An 18,560-nucleotide genomic window follows, 5' to 3' on the forward strand; every position below is an offset into this window, starting at 1 on the left:
CTTAAATGCCGTATGTATCGCGATAGGCTTTTACTGCGGGTAAATAATTTGTTAGTTGGGTATCGCTTGACGCCATCAAAAATGACATCAAACCAGCTAAGTTAGCAATCGCAATGACTGGCAAACCAAACTCTTGCTCTACAGCTTGCACTGCAGACTTATCTCCAATATCAATCGCATTACCTGAGCGCTCCATACGATCTAGAGCAATAAGGACGGCTGCCGGCTCTGCGCCAGCACCACGAATCAGATCAACTGATTCTCTTACTGAAGTACCCGCTGAAATCACATCATCAATGATGACTACTCGGCCTTTGACGGGTGCGCCAACCAGCATGCCGCCTTCACCATGGTCTTTTGCTTCTTTTCGGTTGTAGGCATAAGGCACATTGATACCGTTATCTGCCAAGGCAATAGCTGTAGCAGCCGCCAATGTAATGCCCTTGTATGCTGGGCCATAAAGCATATCGAAATTAATACCTGACTCTTGCAAGGCTTTGGCATAGTAACGGCCTAATGCGCTCAAACGTGCGCCGTCATTAAATTCGCCAGCATTAAAGAAATAAGGAGAGAGTCTTCCTGCTTTGGTTTTAAACTCCCCGAAGGACAAAACCTTTGCCTCTAAGGCAAAACGAATAAAGTTATCTTGATTTGAATTATTTGAGCTCATAGGCCTATATGTTACGCATCATTTCCGCGAACCTCAACGGTATCCGTTCCGCAGTCAAAAAGGGCTTTCTGCCATGGGCCGTTAAGCAAAAAGCAGACTTCATTTGTATGCAAGAGCTCAAAGCTCAACGCGATGATCTGGAGGATGCCATCCTCAATCCTGATGGTATGCATGGCTTTTTCCATCATGCCGAAAAAAAGGGTTACAGCGGTTGCGGTATTTATACGCCCCATAAGCCAGATCAGGTCTTGTACGGCTATGGCAATGAAGAGTTTGATGCAGAAGGGCGCTATGTAGAGGCACGCTTTAAAGGGCTTTCTGTCATTTCTGTCTATATGCCCTCGGGCTCAAGCTCACCAGAGCGTCAAGAGGCTAAATACCGCTATCTCGATAGTTTTCTGCCACATCTCGTTTCCTTAAAAAAGTCTGGTCGTGAAATTGTTCTTTGTGGTGACGTCAATATTGCTCACCAGGAAATTGATCTGAAGAATTGGAAAGGCAATCTCAAAAATTCTGGCTTCTTACCTGAAGAGCGTGCATGGCTTACTAATCTCTTTAGCAAAGTGGGTTACGTAGACGTCTATCGACAGCTCGAAACAGAAGCAACTGAGACTTGCTACACCTGGTGGAGTAATCGAGGCCAGGCGTATGCAAAGAATGTTGGCTGGCGCATTGACTATCACATCACTACGCCTGGCATTGCTGGCACCGCCAAGAAAACCGCCGTATACAAAGAGGAGAAATTCTCAGACCATGCGCCACTCACAGTGGATTACGACTGGAAACTTTAAGCGCACCGTAAAAAAGGGTGGGGGAATTATTCCCCTTCTTTTTTGATCTGGACGATCTTAAAATGAATCGTTGCCCAAATAAGCAGTAGGACTGGCGCGCCAATGATGGCCGTGCCATAGAAGAATGCTTGGTATCCAAAGTTATCTACAAATACTCCGGAAAAGCCCGCTAGCCATTTAGGCAAGAGGAGCATCATAGAGCTAAATAAGGCGTACTGAGTTGCGGAGTAGCGGATATTGGTTAATGAAGATAAGAAAGCAATAAAGGCTGCACTGGCAATACCCGAGCTTAAGTTGTCTGCAGATATCACCCAAACCAAACCATGCAAATCATGGCCTTGGGTTGCTAGCCATGCAAACAATACATTACTAACAGCTGAGAGAACCGCGCCCACAAATAGAATTCGTAAAACACCAAAGCGCAGTGTGAGCACACCGCCTACAAAGGCGCCCACTAAAGTCATCACCACACCAAATACTTTGCTTACAGCTGCGACTTCATCTTTGGTGTAACCCATATCGACATAAAACGGGTTAGCCATGATGCCCATCACGACATCGCTTATACGGTAGATGGCAATTAAAGACAGAATCAATACGGCGTGCCAGCGATAGCGCGTAATAAATTCAGCAAATGGCTCAACTAGGGTTTGGTAAAGCCATGCTTTAGCAGTGCGAACTTTTGCTAATTCATATCTTGCCGGCTCCTTGCTCAAGAGAGTGGTAATGACGCCCACACCAATAGAGGCTGCCATACACAGATAGGCAAATTGCCATGCACTTGCGTCGTAGCCGCTGCCTGTTTCTGCCCTAGCAGCAAGCCAGAGAACTCCGGCACCAGCCCATATCAAAGCCAATCGATATCCCGTTTGATAAGTGGCTGCCAGGGCTGCTTGATGGTCGCTATTGGCCGACTCAATACGAAAAGCATCTAAGGCGATATCTTGAGTCGCAGATCCAAAAGCCACTACCAGCGCACACCAAACAATCGAATTAAGTGCAAGCTTAGGGTCTAAAGTCGACATGCCAACAAGACCTAGAATGATGAGGGCTTGGGCAAAAAGTAACCAGCTGCGACGGCGGCCAAATAACTTAGTCAATAAAGGAATTTGTAATCGATCTACGAGTGGAGCCCAAACCCACTTAAAGGCATATATCAGACCTACCCAAGTTAAGTAACCAATGGTGCTGCGATCAATGCCAGCCTCACGCAACCAAAAACTGAGAGTGCCAAGAATAAGCAATAAGGGAAGGCCTGCTGAGAAACCCAAGAACAGCATGCGTAAGCAGGGCCATTCGAGATAAACCCGAAAGTCTTGAAGCCAGGACTTCACTACATTGAGTTGTTTGTTAGGCACGACGAATGCGGAACAATGCGAGACTGCCAAATAGATTTGGCATCAAAGTTACTTGTCGACCCTCATGCAAGATGCATTGATCGATTACCTTCAGACCAAGACTTGATGCCAACTTCTCAAAGTCAGCGACAGTGAGTACGCGTACGTTTGGCGTGTTGTACCACTGGTAAGGCAGGCTCTTAGATACTGGCATGCGTCCAAGACCCACAGCCAAGCGATGCGACCAATGTCCAAAGTTTGGAAAGGAGATGACTGACTCCTTGCCCACACGAACCACTTCACGCAAAATCTTTTCCGTCTGATGAATAGTTTGCAAAGTTTGTGACAACACGACCGTATCAAAGCTACTATCCTCAAAGAGCGCTAAGCCGCCCTCTAAATCTTGCTGAATGACATTCAAGCCTTTTTGTACGCAAGAGAGTACGCGAGAATCATCAATCTCAACGCCATAAGCATGAACAGGTTTTAATTTCTGCAAGAACTCCAAAAAACTACCATCGCCACACCCCAAATCTAATACCTGGGTATTTGGTGCAATCCAATTGGCTATGGAGGCAAAGTCAGCGCGCTTAGTGAAATTACTCATGCTTGAGCCTCACGCATTTGCTTAAAGTAAGCTCTAACGAGGTTATGGTAACGCTCATCATCTAACAAGAATGCATCATGCCCATGTGGCGCATCAATCTCTGCATACGTCACCTCACTCTTATTGCTCAGCAAAGACTGCACAATTTCGCGACTACGGTCAGGCGGAAAACGCCAATCGGTTGAAAAGCTCACAACTAAAAACTTAGCCTGAACCTCTGCTAGCGCACGATTCAGGCTGCCATCGTAACGACGCGCAGGATCAAAATAATCTAGTGCACGTGTAATGAGTAGGTAGGTATTGGCGTCAAAGTAGGTTGAAAATTTATCGCCTTGATGACGTAAATAACTCTCAACCTCAAACTCGACATCAAAACTAAAACGATAGTCATTAGATTCACCGTTAGGACGCTGTAATTCACGGCCAAATTTTTCTGCCATGTCATCATCAGACAGGTAGGTAATGTGCCCAACCATACGAGCTAAACGCAAACCGCGTTTTGGTACAACACCATGCTCGTAGTAGTTGCCGCCATAAAAATCAGGATCAGACAAAATAGCGTTACGCGCCACTTCGTTAAAAGCAATATTTTGTGCACTCAATCTTGGGGTGGATGCCACTACAACGCAATGATCAATGCGCTTTGGAAACTGAATGGCCCAAGCCATGGCCTGCATTCCGCCTAGGCTACCACCCATAACTGCAGCAAACTTTCGTATACCTAACTTATCGGCCAAACGGGCTTGAGTATTAACCCAGTCCTCGACCGTGATAACAGGAAAGTCCGCACCATATGGCTTGCCGGTTGCTGGATTAATACTCATCGGCCCAGTTGAACCAAAACAAGAGCCCAAATTATTTACGCCAATGACAAAAAAGTGATTTGTATCTACCGGCTTGCCTGGGCCAATCATGTTGTCCCACCAGCCGATATCTTCTGCATTGTCTGGGCTTGGGCCTGCTACGTGATGAGATGCGTTCAGAGCATGGCAAACAAGCACAGCATTACTTTTATCGGTATTAAGCTTGCCGTAAGTTTCAATCACTAAATCATAGCCAGACAACATAGCACCACTCTGCAAAGGCAGGGGCTCGGCAAAATGGATGGTGTTTCTAGAGAGGTGTAGCTCGCTCATTCTGACAAGAGAAGGCGCAAACTAACATCAGAGGCTTCGGTTGGCAATTTCCTAAAGCCGCTACGGGCAAAGCGATGCCAACGACCCAAAACAAAACTCATCAACATGGCAGCACGGATACTGACCTCTTCTTGACCCAGCTGCCCCCAGTTGCCACCCTGAGTTTGGGCAATACGCAGAGCTTGCTTTAGAGATGCTTCAACACGATCTAGCACTTGAGTAATACGCTCTTGCAAGCGATCATCTTCTTGCAATAAAGCGTCGCCTAGTAAAACGCGAGTCATGCCAGGATTCTTCTCAGCAAAGAACAAAAGCATTTGCAAAATGCCACGAGCTTGAGCTAGGCCAGACTCTTCCTTTTGATTAATTTGGTTAATCAATCCGAAAACAGTTTGTTCAATAAAAGAAATGAGGCCTTCGAACATCTGCGCTTTACTAGCAAAATGACGATAGAGCGCCGCCTCTGAAACTTCAATCTTGGCAGCCAATGCCGCTGTAGTGACGCGCTCAGCCTTAGGGTTTTGCAGCATCTCGGCAAGCACTTGCAGAATCTGCAAACGACGCTCACCGGGGCGTGGACGCTTACGAGCCTTGCCAGCATCAGCATTGCTGTCAATGATGTCTGCTGGCTCTAAGGATTCACGCATGCTTATTTATTTACTTAATTATCTAGAACGGATCATCGTACCGAACGCTTGCTCAGTCAGAATTTCTAACAACAAAGAATGCTCAATACGGCCGTCAATGATGTGTACTGAATTCACGCCGCTCTTGGCCGCATCTAATGCTGAAGAAATCTTAGGCAACATGCCACCAGAAATAGTGCCATCAGCAAAGAGCGCGTCAATTTCTCGCGCAGTTAAATCTGTGAGCAACTTGCCGTCTTTATCCATCACACCCGGAATATTAGTCATCATGACTAACTTCTCTGCGTGGAGGATTTCAGCCATCTTGCCAGCTACTAAGTCCGCATTAATGTTGTAAGCCTGACCTTCTTCACTAAAGCCAATTGGAGAAATCACCGGAATAAAGGCATCATCCTGCAAAGCTTTAACCACTGCAGGATTAATTGCCTCGATCTCACCAACAAAACCGATATCAACCATCTTGCCCGGCTCTGTGTCGCTAGGAATCTTCATTTTCTTGGCATGAATCAGCCCACCGTCTTTACCAGTCAAGCCAACAGCTTGGCCACCAAAGTGGTTGATCAACATCACAATATCTTGCTGAACTTCACCACCCAGAACCCACTCGACTACTTCCATGGTTTCTTCATCGGTTACGCGCATACCTTGAATAAAGGTGCCGGTCTTACCAATTTTCTTGAGGGCTTCGTCAATCTGAGGACCGCCGCCATGAACTACTACTGGGTTCATGCCAACCAACTTCAACAAAATAACATCGCGCGCAAAGGACTCTTTCAAGCGCTCTTCAACCATTGCGTTTCCGCCGTACTTAATCACGATTGTTTTGCCGTGATATGCACGGATGTAAGGTAAAGCCTCAGCCAGAATCTCTGCCTTTAATAAAGGAGAGATATCACTAATTGTCGGTAAATGCTTGGTCATTGCTACTTAAAATTTATTCGCCAAATAATTTTTGACGGAGTTCGCGACGCTCTTGAGCCTCAAGAGATAAATTGGCTGTAGGCCTTGCAATCAAACGGTTCAAGCCAATTGGCTCACCAGTTTCTTCACACCAACCGTAATCACCAGATTCGATGCGAGTCAATGCTTGCTCTACTTTTTTGAGCAACTTGCGCTCACGATCACGAGTACGTAATTCCAATGCATGCTCTTCTTCAATCGTTGCACGATCAGCGGGATCGGGTACCAAAATATTTTCACGCAGATGCTCTGTCGTCTCAGATGCATTCTTCAGAATGTCATTTTTAAGAGTGAGTAATTTTTGACGGAAAAAATCTAGCTGGGCAGCATTCATGTAGTCCTTGTCGGACATCTTGAGTAATTCCGCTTCAGTAAGTGGAGCACCTTTTGCAACCTTAGTGCTCGCAGCTTTACTACTAGCTTTTGCAGCGGTTGCTGGTTTTGTTGCTGTTTTTACCGTCATCTCATTCTTTCCTGGTTTAAAGCATTATTGCCTCATTCTGCCAAACTTTTGCGGCCCTTTTATTAATATTCATCAATCTGGGCCGTGGCGGCGGATTGTACCCGAATCTAGCTAGGCCAAACATCCCTCAAGCCCAGCCAATAGGGTGTCCTTGGGCAAATCGATACCTATGAAGACCATCCGGGTTTGCTTGTGCTCAGCACCCCATGGACCAGCCAAATCGCTGCCCATCATCTGATGAACGCCCTGGAACACCACTTTTCGGTTGCTTCCCTTCACATAGAGTACGCCTTTGTAGCGCAGCATCTTCTCCCCAAAGACCTCCAGAATGCCCCCCAGAAAGTCTTCCAGTTTTTTGTGATCAAAGGGTTTATCACTACGAAAAACAAAGGATTGGATGCGGTCTGTATGGCCGGCATGACCATGGTGATGGTGTTCGTGATCATGACTGTGGTCGTGCCCGCAGGCACTGTGATCATGATCATGGCTATGGTCATGACCGCAATCAGCATGATCGTGGTCATCCTGCTCCAAGAAGTGAGGGTCAATGTCTAACTTGGCATTGAGGTTAAAGCCCTTGAGGTCCAAAACGGCATTCAAAGGCACAACGCCCTTAGAAATGCCTGTAATTGGGGCTCTCGGGTTCATATGCATGAGGCGACTGCTCAAAGCATCTACTTCAGCAGGCGTCACTAAATCAGTCTTAGTAATAAAAATTTGGTCTGCAAAGCCAACTTGGCGCTGAGCCTCTTCATGCTCATTAAGCTGGTGCTGGCCATGCTTGGCATCGACTAAAGTAACTACTGCGTCCAAAACATAATGGTCAGCAACGTCATCATCCATAAAGAATGTCTGGGCAACAGGCCCAGGATTGGCAACGCCTGTAGTTTCAATGACGACGCGATCAAAGCTAATCTTTTTATCTTTACGCTGCTCCCAGAGCTCATTTAAGGCATCTACAAGGTCGCCGCGAATGGTGCAGCAAATGCAGCCATTACTCATTTGCACAATATTCTCTTGGTTGTCTTGTACCAAGATGTCGTTATCAATATTTTCTTCGCCGAATTCATTCTCGATCACAGCAATTTTTTTACCGTGCTCCTCAGTCAGAATGTGTTTAAGCAAAGTGGTTTTGCCGCTTCCTAAGAAGCCCGTCAAAATCGTTACCGGAATTAATGCCATGGATGATCCAATCAAAATCTAAAAGCCAACAATTCCCAAAGCGGGAAACCTTCTATATTACCGAGTTCCTCAGCCTTTGCCAGCCTTTGCGCGTGGATGCGCTTTATCGTATGCCTGAGCTAGGTGTTGAAAATCCAAGGAGGTGTAAATCTGGGTGCTAGCGATGCTGGCATGCCCCAACATCTCCTGGACGGCACGTAAATCTTGAGAAGATTGCAGCACATGGCTCGCAAAGCTGTGGCGCATCATATGAGGGTGAACATGGGTGGGCAGACAAGCGCGCATTGCTAAAGTCCGCAATCTTGCTTGCACGGTGCGCGGCGATAAGCGCTTTCCTGTTGCTGATAAAAATAAGGCCATGGATTCTTCCGCATAACTTCCAGCATCACGCAACTCTCGCCATGCGGCCAGTGATTTCATGGCCGGTATGCCAACTGGGACAGAGCGGCGTTTACCGCCCTTACCTAAAACTGTTACTTCTGCAGCATCCCAATCTAACCAGCCAGCAGACTCATGCTGGCGATCTTTGCTTTGCATCACATCGATCCCCAAGAGCTCTGAAAGGCGCAAACCCGAGGAATACAGCAAATCAATAATCGCTGCATCTCGGATCGATTCCAAATCCTTTTTTTCTTCCGCTTCTTTCACGGCCTGATTTACCAGGGCAAGAGCCTGTTCAACCGACAGCGCTTTAGGCAAAGACTTCAAACGCTTTGGTGCCTTAACGTCATCAACTGGGTTAGCCACTAAGTTACTAGTCACTTTGCCAGCACGCGCATCGCGCCTTGCATCTTTTTCAGTAAGCCAGTCATACCAACCACGCCATGCAGAAAGTGCTCTCGCAATACTTCTTGAGGATTGGCCTTTGGAATGCAGACGCCCAGCCCAACGACGTACATGACCATTGCTAACTTTTAATAGCTCAATTGAATCTTCAAGGGCAAAATTTTGGAGATCGCTCAAATCCATGGCATATGCTTTGAGCGTATGCGGCGAGAGTTGACGCAATACATGTAACTCATGCAAATACTCTTGCATGAGTGGATCGAGATCAGTCGCCTTTAATTTCATAAGCCTGGATACGATCCAAAGCTGCAGCAGTTAATTCGGCAATCTGACGCAAGTAGAAAGCACCCATATCGGCTGTAAAGCGTGACTCATCCTTGCTGGCCAATAGCAATACAGCTGGCGATTGAGTAGCACCAATGCCCTTACCTAAGGGCAAGCCAATAGCCACCATGCTTTGCCACTCAGGATTAATAGCTGTTTGGCTTGCTAGCAAATCTACGCTGGCAGCAGCTAACTCTTTAGCAGAGCCGCATAGAGGTGTATCCACCCAAGAACCAAATGCAGAGTTAGGCGATAGTAATTGCGCAGACTCCACCTCAAACACTTCGGCCAAGCCAGCTGTAATTGCAGCTTCTACGTCAGCTTTATTGTTGGCTTTCATTAAGCGCAATAACCAAGCAACTAAACTTTGCTGAGTTTTATCGTTACGACTACCAAAGTGCAACATCTCACTTAAGCGACGATTAAGTTCTTGGTTTTGTGTTCGCAATACCGTCATCTGACGTTCTTGCAAAGAAATCGCACGGTCTTCATGGGGATGCTTAATCCGAATCTCATTAAAAAGATCGGCGTAGCGCTCAAAGAAGCCTGGGGTTACACGTAACCACTCTGCAACCAACTCTTCTTGCTCGGCTTGCTTTGGATCAATTGCACTCATGTATTTCTTTCTCTAATTACTTTTTTTATTTACTAATTTTATAAATTTAGTTAGCTAAGTTTTTTACGCAAAAGCTCGTTTACCTGACCAGGATTTGCTTTGCCTTGAGAGGCCTTCATGATCTGGCCAACGAGCGCATTAAATGCCTTCTCTTTGCCTGAGCGGAATTCTTCGACTGATTTCTGGTTGGCCGTTAGGACTTGATCGATGATGGCCTCAATTGCTCCACTATCACTAATTTGCTTTAATCCTTTAGCGTCAATGACTTGATCAACTGTGCTGATAGTCTTGCCTGCTATAGCCTCTTCCCAAAGAATCGCAAAAATATCTTTTGCGATCTTATTGGAGATGGTGCCATCTGCTACACGCGTCAGCAACGGCGCCAAATGGTCAGCCTTTAATGGCGCATCTGCTGTAGTAATGCCAGCACGGTTTATAGAGGAGGCAAATTCACCCGCAATTAAGTTGGCTGCGGCCTTAGCCAATGGCTTGCCTACGATCGCCAATAAGTCTTCAAATACTTTTGCAGTATCACGGTCTTGAGTAAGTAACTGCGTATCGTATGCGCTTAAACCAAATTCGCTCTGCCACTGCTCGCGCAACTGGGCCGGCAGTGTAGGCATCTTGCTACGTACATCTGCAATCCATGCGTCATCAATTACTACTGGCAATAAATCGGGGTCCGGGAAGTAGCGATAGTCATTAGCATCTTCTTTGCTACGCATGCTGCGTGTTTCGCCGCGATCAGGGTCATATAAGCGCGTCTCCTGAACAACAGTGCCACCATCTTCAATGAGCTCGATTTGACGACGCACTTCATATTGAATGGCTTCTTCTAAAAAGCGGAAAGAGTTCAAGTTTTTGATTTCGCAACGGGTGCCAAATTCGGCCTGGCCCTTAGGACGAACCGAAACGTTTGCATCACAACGGAAAGATCCCTCTTGCATGTTGCCGTCACAAACTCCCAGCCAGACCACCAAGCCATGTAAAGCCTTGGCATAGGCAACGGCCTCAGCTGCACTGCGCATTACCGGCTCAGTCACGATCTCAAGGAGTGGCGTGCCTGCACGGTTTAAATCGATTCCACTGGAAGGCTCGCCATGGGGGCCTGTAAAGCCTTCTTCATGGACTGACTTACCAGCATCTTCTTCCATATGGGCGCGTGTGAGTTCAACTACCTTCACTTCATCACCTACCAAGATCTCGAGATGCCCACCAACGACGACTGGAATCTCCATCTGGCTAATTTGGTAGCCTTTAGGCAGGTCAGGATAAAAATAGTTCTTGCGCGCAAAGATACTTGCTGGCGAAATCTTCGCATTGACAGCCAATCCAAAACGAATTGCATGCTCAACAGCTTGACGGTTCAGCACTGGCAACACACCAGGCAATGCTAAATCCACTGCGCACGCTTGCGTGTTTGGTGCCGCACCAAAGCGAGTGCTTGCGCCACTAAAAATTTTGGATTGCGTTTGCAACTGTGCGTGAGTCTCTAGACCAATGACGACTTCCCATTGCATCATGCCACCTCGCTTGCTGGACGCAAATGCCAATCGCTGGCTTGCTGATATTGATGGGCCACTTGTAACAAGCGTGCCTCAGAAAAATAGTTGCCAATCAATTGCATACCAATAGGTAAATTGTTTGTATTAAAGCCACACGGAACACTCATAGCTGGCAAGCCTGCCAAGTTCGTTGAAAGCGTATAAATATCTTCTAAATACATTTGCACCGGATCTTTTGACTTCTCGCCTAAGCGCCATGCCACATCAGGGGCTACAGGCCCTAGGATGACATCACATTGATTAAATGCCGCCTGAAAATCCGCTGCAATAATGCGACGAATTTTTTGTGCTTGAAGATAGTAAGCGTCGTAGTAACCATGGCACAGAACATAAGTACCAATCATGATGCGACGCTTCACTTCTGAGCCAAAGCCTTCAGTGCGTGACTTGGCATACATATCATTAAGATCGCGATATTCATTAGCGCGATATCCATAACGCACACCATCAAAGCGACTCAAATTGCTCGATGCTTCTGCTGGAGCTAAAACGTAGTACACCGGAATGGATAATTTGGTTTTTGGCAAGCTCACCTCAACCAAAGTTGCGCCTAGATTTTCTAAAAGCTTCGCTGCTTCATTCACAGACTTCGCAACATCCACCGCCAAACCCTCAGCAAAAAATTCTTTTGGCAAGCCAACGCGTAAACCTTCTAATGGTTTTGCAGGGTTTGCATTACCTTCTTTCCAATTCTGATTGAGGTAGCGACCATAGTCTTCGCCTGAATCGGCCAATGAGGTGGAATCACGCGAATCATGTGAAGACATAGCGGATAGCAACAAGGCGCAGTCTTCGGCAGTCTTGCCCATAGGGCCTGCTTGATCCAGTGAAGAAGCATAGGCAATCATGCCGTAGCGTGACACGCGCCCATAACTAGGCTTAATTCCAGTTAAGCCGCAAAACGCTGCTGGCTGACGAATCGAGCCACCTGTATCAGTGCCGGTCGCAATCGGTGCCAAGCCTGCAGCAACAGCTGCAGCCGAACCTCCTGAGGAGCCGCCAGCTACGTGAGCAGCATTCCATGGATTTAAGACTGGTCCAAAGGCAGAATTTTCGTTGGAGGAGCCCATCGCGAACTCGTCCATATTGGTTTTACCCAAACAAACCATGCCAGCGCCATGGGGATTGTTTTCATCCGGAATCCCCAAATTAGCCACCACAGTGGCATCAAAAGGACTCTGGTAGCCAGACAAAATTTTAGAGGCTGCAGTTGACTTCCAGCCGCGCGTCACAAAGACATCTTTATGGGCTACAGGGATACCAGTTAGCTTGCCAGCTTTTCCTAAAGAAATGAGCTGATCTGCTTTATTTGCTTGCTCCAAGCTTAAGTGAGTATTCACATCAAGGTAGGCATTCCACTGTTTTCCTGCCTCAATACGATCCAAAAAGTACTGGGTTAATTCGGTACTGGAGACCTCTTTAGCGGCAAGCGCTTTTGCCATTAAGGCGATAGGAGTGTTGTGCCAACTCATTCGATCACCCTTGGTACTAAGAAGTAGCCCTCATGCTGCGCAGGAGCTGATTGCATGTTTTCAGAGCGGTGGTCTGACTCAGTTACCTGGTCAACACGCATGGGTTGTGCCAAATCACGCAAAAAGAGGATTGGGTGTGCCAAAGGCTCAAGACCAGTTGTATCAACGGCCTGCATTTCCTCAACCAAGGAAAAAATAGCCTGCAATTGAGGCAAAACTGCCTCAGCTTCTGCCTGATTTAATTCAAGCCTAGATAGGTGCGCAATGCGCTGGACATCATCAAGTTTCATGGGACGAGAGTATCATTCCTATATATTTTCATTAACACTTTCTATTTTCCCACTACATCATGTTTGGTTTTTTCCGCAGCTACTTTTCCAATGACCTAGCCATCGACCTAGGAACCGCCAACACCTTAATTTATATGCGTGAGCGGGGCATTGTCCTTGATGAACCTTCTGTTGTGGCAATTCGCCAAGAAGGTGGCCCAAACGGCAAAAAGACCATTTTGGCCGTCGGCAAAGAGGCAAAAGCGATGCTGGGTCGTGTTCCAGGGAATATTGAGGCTATTCGCCCAATGAAAGACGGCGTTATTGCCGACTTCACCATTACAGAACAAATGCTCAAGCAATTTATTAAGCTTGTGCATGAAAGCAAATTATTAAAGCCTAGCCCACGCATCATCATTTGCGTTCCTTGTGGATCCACTCAAGTTGAGCGTCGCGCGATTCGCGAATCTGCATTAGGCGCTGGTGCATCACAAGTATTTTTGATTGAAGAGCCGATGGCAGCTGCAATTGGTTCTGGCTTACCAGTTTCAGAGGCCGCCGGATCAATGGTTGTCGACATCGGTGGTGGCACGACTGAAGTTGGCGTGATGTCATTAGGTGGCATGGTTTACAAAGGATCTGTTCGCGTTGGTGGCGACAAGTTTGATGAAGCCATTACCAATTACATTCGTCGTAACTATGGCATGTTGATTGGCGAACAAACTGCTGAGTTGATCAAGAAAACAATTGGCTCTGCTTTTCCTGGCGCTGAAGTACGTGAGATGGAAGTAAAGGGCCGCAATCTTTCTGAAGGTATTCCACGTAGCTTCACTGTTACGAGCAATGAGATTTTGGAAGCATTGACTGATCCACTGAATCAAATCGTGACTGCAGTAAAAGCGGCTCTCGAGCAGATTCCACCTGAGTTGGCGTCCGATATTGCTGAGCGCGGCATGATGCTCACCGGCGGCGGCGCGTTATTGCGTGACCTTGATCGTCTTTTACTTGAAGAAACTGGTTTACCAATTCATGTAGCAGAAGATCCATTGACTTGCGTGGCCCGCGGTTGCGGTATCGCACTTGAGCGCATGGATAAGTTAGGCGGAGTGTTTTCGCACGAGTAAGCGACATACACGTCGAATAGGGAATTGCAACATAGCGCTCCACCACTTTTCAGACAGGGCATTCCGGCCTTACTTAAACTGATTGTCTGTCTGTCGATCAGCATCGCTCTGATGCTGATCGATTTTCGTTTTAAAGCACTAGATCCAATCCGTAATAACGTCAATTGGATTTTGCGCCCATTGGAATATGTGATGATGGCGCCACGAAATGCATTCGAAGCAACATCTGAATATTTCACAACGAGATCCACTCTCGACCAAGAAAACCAAGTGATGAAAGTGCGGCAAGCAGAGCTTTCTTTACTCGCAAATCAATCTGAATTTTTGATGGTGGAAAATCAAAACCTGCGTGAGTTAATGACTCTACAAAAACAGGTTCCATTCAAAACATTACCTGTAGAAATTCTATTTAATCCACCCAATCCGATTTCACAACGCATCGTTATTAATCGCGGCAGCAATGACGGCCTCAAGCTTGGCAACCCAATTGCCAATGACTCTGGCATCCTGGGCCAGGTAGTCCGCCTGTATGAACGCTCGGCCGAGGTTTCACTGCTGGAAGACCGCGATTTTGCGGTTCCTGTCCAAGTCGCGCGTAATGGACTTCGTGCTGCCGTATTTGGCGCAGGACGCGGAAATCCGCTTGAACTTCGCTATTTACCAGTAGCAAGTGATCTGGAGGTTGGAGATATTTTGCTGACCTCAGGCATTGATGGTGTTTACCCGCCAGGCTTTGCGGTAGCCGTCATTAGTAAAATTGAGCGTAACGCCGATAAAAACTCTTCCAATGTATTTTGTGTGCCGGTTGCCGCAGTCAATCGCTATCGTCAGGCACTTGCCCTATTGTATGACCCTCAGTTTGATGCGAAGGCGCCAGCTGCAAATAACAAATCCGCTTCTGGCGCACCTTTGACCAATACACCGGGCAGACGCCAAACCCGCGCAAGAGGAATGCAATGATCGATTTCCAGAGCGGCTACATTTTGCGCCCGGTAAATCCGGTCTTTATTTATTTCAGCTTATTTTGTGCGCTGTTACTAAATCTATTGCCTATAGGCAATTATGGTTGGGTACCAGATTGGTTAATTCTGTGCATTGTGTTTTGGAATATTCATCAGCATCGCTATGTCAGCGTCATTACCGCTTTCATTTTGGGCTTGATGATGGATGTCCACAATTCAGATTTATTGGGACTACATGCCTTTAGTTATTCGCTCGTTGCTTATGTAGCCATCTCTTGGCATCGGCGCATCGTCGCCCTTACCGTTCTCTCGCAAGCTCTGCACCTGCTGCCTATTTTCTTATTGGTATCGCTGTTTCCGGTATTGGCGCATTGGCTGCTCAGCGGCGAACTCTATTGGTGGGCCTTAACGGGCGCCATTCAGGCACTGATTGAAGCAATACTATGGCCATTTGCTACACGTATTTTGCTTGCACCGCAGCGTCGTCCTATAGATGTTGATCACAATCGACCACTCTAAGAAGTAGCATGGTTTCTTTTAAAAAACCGGATCTCGACTCATTTCAAGAGCGCATTCATATTGCGACTCTATTTGTCACCTTTTGCTTTTTGCTACTCATTACTCGCCTTGTATGGCTTCAATTAGTCAGCCATGGGAAATATGCGCTACTGGCAGAGAGTAATCGCATTGCTTTAGTGCCAGCGCCTGCAAATCGCGGTCTTTTAATTGATCGTAATGGCATCGTCATTGGTCGAAATTATTCTGCGCTTACCTTGGATGTGAATGCTGAAGAGGTAAAAGGGAATGTTGACCAGCTCATAAGCGATCTTTCTGAGATTATTGATATTTCCCCTCGAGATCGTCGTAATTTCAAGCGATCCCTTGAAGATTCCCGAAATATGGGGACTTTTCCCTTGCGCTCCATGCTCAACGAGACCGAAACAGCCCGTTTTATGGCCAATCGCTACCGCTTCCCTGGGGTAGAAATCCGCGCCAGAAGCTTTCGGGAGTATCCATACAACGAATTAGCCTCCCATCTGATTGGCTATATTGGCCGCGTTTCCCAAAAAGATAAGGAGCGCATGCAGGCCGAAATTGAGGGTGCCAAAGCAGATGATCCCGATGCATTGCAGACCTCTTTTTTGCCAGGCATTCAGTACGTTGGCAAGATTGGTCTAGAGCAAAGTTATGAAACTGTTTTGCGCGGCGTTCCTGGATACGATCAAGTAGAAATTACGGCGGGCGGCAAACCAGTGCGAACGCTTTCAAGCTCGCCATCGGTTCCCGGTAAAAATGTTGTTCTCTCAGTTGATATCAAGCTGCAATATTTAGTCGAGCAACTGTACGGTAATTTCCGTGGTGCATTTGTAGCGATTGAGCCCGAAACCGGTGATGTATTGGCATTTGTATCAAAGCCTAACTTCAATCCGAATGACTTTGTTGAGGGCATTGACTCCGTAACCTGGAAAGAGCTCAATGACTCGCCAGAGAAGCCGCTCTACAACCGTCCACTGAAAGGCATCTACCCACCGGGTTCAACTTACAAACCGTTTATGGCGCTTGCAGCCTTAGAAAATAAAAAGCGTACGCCATCACAAACTATTTCTGATCCTGGTTACTTTGACTTTGGTAATCACACTTTCCGTGATGATAAAAAAGGTGGGCACGGAATTGTCGATATGCAAAAGTCGATTGTTGAGTCTTGCGATACCTACTACTACATGCTTGCCCGTGATATGGGTGTAAACATGATTGCCGATTTCATGAAGCCCCTTGGCTTCGGTCAAATTACTGGTATCGATTTGCAAGGTGAGGCAAGGGGTGTTTTGCCTTCTACCGAGTGGAAAAAAAATACCTTTAATAAGCCTGAGCAGCAAAAATGGTACGAGGGTGAAACGATCTCTCTTGGCATTGGCCAGGGCTATAACGCCTTTACCATTTTGCAACTAGCTCATGCTATGGCAAACGTTGCTAATAACGGCATTGTGATGAAGCCCCACCTAGTAAAAGCAATTGAAGATCCATTTACACGCAATAGAGTGCTCACCACGTCAAAAGAAAGTTATCGCATCGATCTAAATGCTGAAAATATTGAAGTAATTAAAAAGGCAATGCTTGAAGTAAATAACTCTGGCACTTCTGCGGCAGCATTTAAAGGAACTGGATATCAAGTTGGCGGAAAAACTGGTACCGCCCAAGTCTTTAGTTTGAATTCAAAAGAATATAAGCATGGTTCCACTGCAGAATTTTTACGTGACCACGCTTTATACATTGCTTTTGCGCCAGCAGATAAACCAACCATTGTGATTGCAATGGTTGTAGAGAACGCGGGCTTTGGTGCGCAATATGCCGCTCCAATTGCACGCAAAGCGTTGGATTTTTATTTAGAGGGCAAGTGGCCTAAGGAGATTCCTGAATGGAAAAGAGCCCCTTAATAAAAGTTAAAGGATTTTTCTTCAGTATATTTTCTGGTTTAGATCGCCAGCTAGGCCTTATTCTGCTTGGCTTAGCGGCTGTTGGTTTTTTTACATTTTTGTCCGCCAGTCAAAATACTCCCGTTCAAATTACAGATGAGTTGCGCAATCTTGCACTCTCCTTTGTAGTGATGTGGGTTGTGTCACGCATTCCGCCTAAGTGGTTAGAGATGGGGGCGGTTTGGATTTATGGGTTTGGTGTTGCCCTTTTAATCGCTGTAGCTGCATTTGGATTAATTAAAAAAGGTGCGCGTCGTTGGCTCAATATCGGCGTTGTGATTCAACCATCTGAAATTATGAAGATTGCAATGCCGCTAATGCTCGCTTGGTACTTTCAAAAGCGCGAAGGGATTCAAAAATCTTGGGACTATGGCGTTGCTGCAATCATTCTGGCAATCCCCGTCTTTTTAATTGCGCGCCAACCAGACCTTGGAACTGCACTGCTTGTTTTTGCTGCTGGGCTCTATGTCATTATTTTGGCAGGATTGCCTTGGAAGTGGATTCTGCCATTTGTAGGACTAGGTGTTGTAGGTATTTTGTTAATCATTATTTTCGGTAGCACTATTTGCGCTCGTGATGTAGTGTGGCCATTTGTTCATGACTATCAAAAGCACCGTATCTGCACTTTGCTAGACCCTACAACCGATCCATTAGGCAAAGGTTTCCACACAATTCAATCGATGATTGCAATTGGCTCTGGTGGATTCTTTGGCAAAGGTTGGTTCCAGGGAACTCAAGCGCATTTGGAATTTATTCCAGAAAAACATACCGACTTTGTATTTGCTGTTTTTTCAGAAGAGTTTGGCTTGCTGGGCAACTTAGTGTTACTAGGGCTTTTCTTCGCACTAATTAAGCGCGGTCTTGCCATCTCTGCAAGTGCACCCAATTTATTTACACGGTTGCTGGGTGCAGCAGTTACTTTAATTTTCTTTACCTATGCATTTGTGAACATCGGCATGGTGAGTGGTTTATTGCCAGTTGTTGGTGTGCCACTGCCATTCATTAGTTATGGTGGCACTGCACTTGTAACGCTCGGATTTGGAGCGGGAATACTGATGAGCATTCATCGTCACCGTCGTTTAGTGCAAAGTTAATTCAACGAGCTACTGTCTTTTTATTTATTTTGATTCTGAGGAAATAAAAAAGCCCGGCATGCCGGGCTTTTTATCAACAAA

General features: G+C 46.5%; 19 protein-coding genes. 6 read left to right on the forward strand and 13 right to left on the reverse strand.

Annotated elements, in window-relative coordinates; genetic code table 11:
- Nucleotide 1: 1 nt before the first annotated feature.
- The gene (pyrE, locus tag ICN36_RS01385; protein ID WP_216226674.1) at nucleotides 2–670 is read right to left on the reverse strand and encodes an orotate phosphoribosyltransferase; all 669 of its coding nucleotides are present in this window, start codon (nucleotides 668–670) and stop codon (nucleotides 2–4) included.
- Between the two features lie 8 nt (nucleotides 671–678).
- Here pyrE and ICN36_RS01390 point away from each other — a divergent pair, with 8 nt between their 5' ends.
- Nucleotides 679–1,461, forward strand: coding sequence for an exodeoxyribonuclease III (locus ICN36_RS01390; RefSeq protein WP_216226675.1), 783 nt, complete (start codon nucleotides 679–681; stop codon nucleotides 1,459–1,461).
- 26 nt (nucleotides 1,462–1,487) lie between these two features.
- On the opposite strand, the gene ICN36_RS01395 is transcribed toward ICN36_RS01390, so the two are convergent.
- The 12 genes from ICN36_RS01395 to gatC all read right to left on the reverse strand — a co-directional run bounded on the left by ICN36_RS01395 (nucleotide 1,488) and on the right by gatC (nucleotide 12,846).
- Nucleotides 1,488–2,819: an MFS transporter gene (locus tag ICN36_RS01395; protein ID WP_216226676.1), complete on the reverse strand. Its 1,332-nt coding sequence runs from the start codon at nucleotides 2,817–2,819 to the stop codon at nucleotides 1,488–1,490.
- Complete coding sequence (gene metW / locus ICN36_RS01400) at nucleotides 2,812–3,405, reverse strand: methionine biosynthesis protein MetW (RefSeq protein WP_216226677.1); 594 nt, start codon at nucleotides 3,403–3,405, stop codon at nucleotides 2,812–2,814. The genes ICN36_RS01395 and metW overlap by 8 nt, the downstream gene beginning before the upstream one ends.
- Nucleotides 3,402–4,541: a homoserine O-acetyltransferase gene (locus ICN36_RS01405; RefSeq protein WP_216226678.1), complete on the reverse strand. Its 1,140-nt coding sequence runs from the start codon at nucleotides 4,539–4,541 to the stop codon at nucleotides 3,402–3,404. Before ICN36_RS01405 ends, metW begins: the two co-directional genes overlap by 4 nt.
- Nucleotides 4,538–5,188, reverse strand: a complete 651-nt coding sequence (gene slmA / locus ICN36_RS01410) for a nucleoid occlusion factor SlmA (RefSeq protein WP_216226679.1) — start codon at nucleotides 5,186–5,188, stop codon at nucleotides 4,538–4,540. The genes ICN36_RS01405 and slmA overlap by 4 nt, the downstream gene beginning before the upstream one ends.
- An 18-nt stretch (nucleotides 5,189–5,206) precedes the next feature.
- The gene (argB, locus tag ICN36_RS01415; protein ID WP_216226680.1) at nucleotides 5,207–6,109 is read right to left on the reverse strand and encodes an acetylglutamate kinase; all 903 of its coding nucleotides are present in this window, start codon (nucleotides 6,107–6,109) and stop codon (nucleotides 5,207–5,209) included.
- A gap of 13 nt (nucleotides 6,110–6,122) precedes the next feature.
- Complete coding sequence (dksA, locus tag ICN36_RS01420) at nucleotides 6,123–6,500, reverse strand: RNA polymerase-binding protein DksA (protein WP_216226854.1); 378 nt, start codon at nucleotides 6,498–6,500, stop codon at nucleotides 6,123–6,125.
- A gap of 222 nt (nucleotides 6,501–6,722) precedes the next feature.
- On the reverse strand, nucleotides 6,723–7,793 hold the full coding sequence (locus ICN36_RS01425; RefSeq protein WP_216226681.1) for a GTP-binding protein: 1,071 nt from the start codon (nucleotides 7,791–7,793) through the stop codon (nucleotides 6,723–6,725).
- A gap of 69 nt (nucleotides 7,794–7,862) precedes the next feature.
- On the reverse strand, nucleotides 7,863–8,864 hold the full coding sequence (locus ICN36_RS01430) for a tyrosine recombinase XerC (RefSeq protein ID WP_216226682.1): 1,002 nt from the start codon (nucleotides 8,862–8,864) through the stop codon (nucleotides 7,863–7,865).
- On the reverse strand, nucleotides 8,845–9,519 hold the full coding sequence (locus ICN36_RS01435; RefSeq protein WP_216226683.1) for a DUF484 family protein: 675 nt from the start codon (nucleotides 9,517–9,519) through the stop codon (nucleotides 8,845–8,847). The genes ICN36_RS01430 and ICN36_RS01435 overlap by 20 nt, the downstream gene beginning before the upstream one ends.
- 50 nt (nucleotides 9,520–9,569) lie before the next feature.
- Nucleotides 9,570–11,039 carry an Asp-tRNA(Asn)/Glu-tRNA(Gln) amidotransferase subunit GatB gene (gene gatB / locus ICN36_RS01440; RefSeq protein ID WP_216226855.1) on the reverse strand — a complete coding sequence of 490 codons (1,470 nt, stop codon included), beginning with the start codon at nucleotides 11,037–11,039 and terminating at the stop codon, nucleotides 9,570–9,572.
- Nucleotides 11,039–12,556 carry an Asp-tRNA(Asn)/Glu-tRNA(Gln) amidotransferase subunit GatA gene (gene gatA, locus ICN36_RS01445; RefSeq protein ID WP_216226684.1) on the reverse strand — a complete coding sequence of 506 codons (1,518 nt, stop codon included), beginning with the start codon at nucleotides 12,554–12,556 and terminating at the stop codon, nucleotides 11,039–11,041. The genes gatB and gatA overlap by 1 nt, the downstream gene beginning before the upstream one ends.
- Nucleotides 12,553–12,846: an Asp-tRNA(Asn)/Glu-tRNA(Gln) amidotransferase subunit GatC gene (gene gatC, locus ICN36_RS01450; RefSeq protein WP_216152607.1), complete on the reverse strand. Its 294-nt coding sequence runs from the start codon at nucleotides 12,844–12,846 to the stop codon at nucleotides 12,553–12,555. Before gatC ends, gatA begins: the two co-directional genes overlap by 4 nt.
- Before the next feature lie 59 nt (nucleotides 12,847–12,905).
- On the opposite strand from gatC, the gene ICN36_RS01455 reads away from it, so the two are divergent.
- From ICN36_RS01455 to rodA, 5 genes are read left to right on the forward strand one after another with little or no spacing between them, the layout of a single operon-like run.
- A complete protein-coding gene (locus ICN36_RS01455) occupies nucleotides 12,906–13,949 on the forward strand; it encodes a rod shape-determining protein (protein WP_068319852.1) in 1,044 nt (347 codons plus the stop codon).
- Between the two features lie 24 nt (nucleotides 13,950–13,973).
- On the forward strand, nucleotides 13,974–14,909 hold the full coding sequence (gene mreC / locus ICN36_RS01460; RefSeq protein WP_216226685.1) for a rod shape-determining protein MreC: 936 nt from the start codon (nucleotides 13,974–13,976) through the stop codon (nucleotides 14,907–14,909).
- Nucleotides 14,906–15,430: a rod shape-determining protein MreD gene (gene mreD / locus ICN36_RS01465; protein ID WP_216226686.1), complete on the forward strand. Its 525-nt coding sequence runs from the start codon at nucleotides 14,906–14,908 to the stop codon at nucleotides 15,428–15,430. Before mreC ends, mreD begins: the two co-directional genes overlap by 4 nt.
- An 8-nt stretch (nucleotides 15,431–15,438) precedes the next feature.
- A complete protein-coding gene (mrdA, locus tag ICN36_RS01470) occupies nucleotides 15,439–17,346 on the forward strand; it encodes a penicillin-binding protein 2 (RefSeq protein WP_216226687.1) in 1,908 nt (635 codons plus the stop codon).
- Nucleotides 17,328–18,479 carry a rod shape-determining protein RodA gene (gene rodA / locus ICN36_RS01475; protein ID WP_216226688.1) on the forward strand — a complete coding sequence of 384 codons (1,152 nt, stop codon included), beginning with the start codon at nucleotides 17,328–17,330 and terminating at the stop codon, nucleotides 18,477–18,479. Before mrdA ends, rodA begins: the two co-directional genes overlap by 19 nt.
- Nucleotides 18,480–18,560 lie beyond the last annotated feature (81 nt).

The organism is Polynucleobacter sp. UK-Gri1-W3, assembly GCF_018881595.1.
In the GTDB taxonomy this organism is placed as follows: domain Bacteria; phylum Pseudomonadota; class Gammaproteobacteria; order Burkholderiales; family Burkholderiaceae; genus Polynucleobacter.